We start from the raw sequence: 1,844 nt of genomic DNA, 5'->3' as shown, positions 1-1,844 counted from the left end.
GCGGTGTAAACCATCGAAGTCTTGACAAGCAGCCAGAGCAAGGTAAAGAAAATCACCGCATACACATTATCGCCTCTGCTATGAACAGACCGAACTCGCATATCAATAAATCCTTCATGACCTCCTGCTGAAAAGCCTTCAAAAAACTCCCCCATATCTTCAGCGTCTTTTTTTCGGTGAACGATGGGGATTTTTTTATTGCCCGGGTTTAATGGCTCTTGCTGAATTAAATGACCATTAGGGTAGTGATCCACGCCGTGTTGGGTAATATGGAAGTTGGGGGTAATACCAAAGTCCTCTGGCCCAACCCAATGGTTGGGGCCAACTTGTCTAATCTCACTCATGATTTAGTTTTCTCTATTTCAAAAGACTCCAACTCAGTACTGCTGCGCCAGAACTCAAACCACTGTTTGTCATCACTGATGGTAATTTTCGGGTATTTTAACGAAACAGGATAACCAGCAGGGTTATGATAAGCGAGCGCCAGTTGATAAAAACGATAGTCTGTTTCCAGTTCTGTTTCATCGACCTCAAAGCTCAGGGCGGCAGTGGTGTCATTAAGCAGAGTGACCTTGCCGTTAAGCTGATTGGTTTGCCAGCGGTTTTCTCGACTGTGGCTCACCAGTAGATCCTTAGTGTCCTTCTGCGCATAACCCTGCAGATACACACTGACATCGCTGGTTAATGGCACAAAACCCGGCAGTAAGATATGCAGCGTAAAACGGCTCAGACCATCGGTTTGACTGACATTGAGTAGCTGTGGGATGGGTTTAAATAAATAATCGCCAAACGCGGTCAGCTCTTGTTGCATCACTCTAATCGCATCCTCTAGCTTGGCATCTTGGTCAAAAAGCTTCAGTCGTTGTTCCAAGGTGTTGAATTTGGATTTACCGTAAGCATAATTGCCACGGCCCCAGAAAGAGCCTTTTAAAAACAGTTGGGTTTTGTCATCCATTACAGAGGCTCTGACTATTTCTAGCGTTAATGCCGTGACACCCAGCACAACCGCAGCGACCGCCATAACCGGCGCCGCCGCAGGCACCAATGCCACCCAGGCGCAATACGCCGCCATACCATTGACCAACAGTGTTACCCCTGACATTGCGGTAGCCAAGGCATTTTGGTTACCAACCAGATCAGTGCCGAGTTGATACCCGCTGCCCAGTGCGGCAACCACACCACCGATAACCGGCAACCAGCGAAAAGTGATTTTTACGAACTTAGTAACACCATTGCCAAACCGCTCAAACATATCAATAGTTTTTTGCGAGGTAACGTTGATTCGTTTTATCTGTGAGACCAATTTACTAGAGATTGTCGTGCCTAATAATTTAGCACCATCTTCCTTCATAAACTCAGTAAAGACTTGTTTACCGCCGACTTGACCAAAGCGTGCCCCAGCAAAGTGATCGAGAGCGGCAAAAGAACTGGTGATCAATCCTAAATAACCATTTGACTGTTCTAGAAAGACTTTTAAGCGGCCATCTTTTTCTGCCGTGCTGTTCATCTGTGTGGTGTTGTAAACCTGAACTAAAAAGAACAGGCCGACAGCGGTGCTTTGCACATTGGGGGTAAATACCTGCTCTGTTTGGCGATAGAGCTTCATCAAGGCGGTTTTTTCACTTAAGAAATCATTGCCGTTAACCTGTTTAAGCCAATATTTCGCGTGCTTTTCAACCGTAGTTAACTTTTTATCTGGGGCAGACGTCTGGTTGACCGCATACAGGTTGAGCGTTTGAGTACTGGTTTGCTGTTGTGGAGCGTTGGTGATATGCCCGGTTGCCGCAAAGACCATCACGGCATACGAAGCCTCAATATCAAACATCACATCAGCCAGATTGCTG

1 protein-coding gene and 1 pseudogene are annotated in these 1,844 nt (G+C 46.4%); both read right to left on the bottom strand.

Annotated features, from left to right (window positions below):
- Positions 1-344: pseudogene (locus tag QTN94_RS19705) on the bottom strand (hypothetical protein); the annotation flags it as partial.
- On the bottom strand, positions 341-1,844 hold a 1,504-nt coding region (locus QTN94_RS19700; RefSeq protein ID WP_331428618.1), incomplete at its 5' end, for a hypothetical protein. The gene QTN94_RS19700 and the pseudogene QTN94_RS19705, both read right to left, overlap by 4 nt.

This window comes from Vibrio sp. M250220, from assembly GCF_036533795.1.
Lineage (GTDB): Bacteria > Pseudomonadota > Gammaproteobacteria > Enterobacterales > Vibrionaceae > Vibrio.
This window is presented reverse-complemented; position numbering and strand designations above follow the sequence as displayed.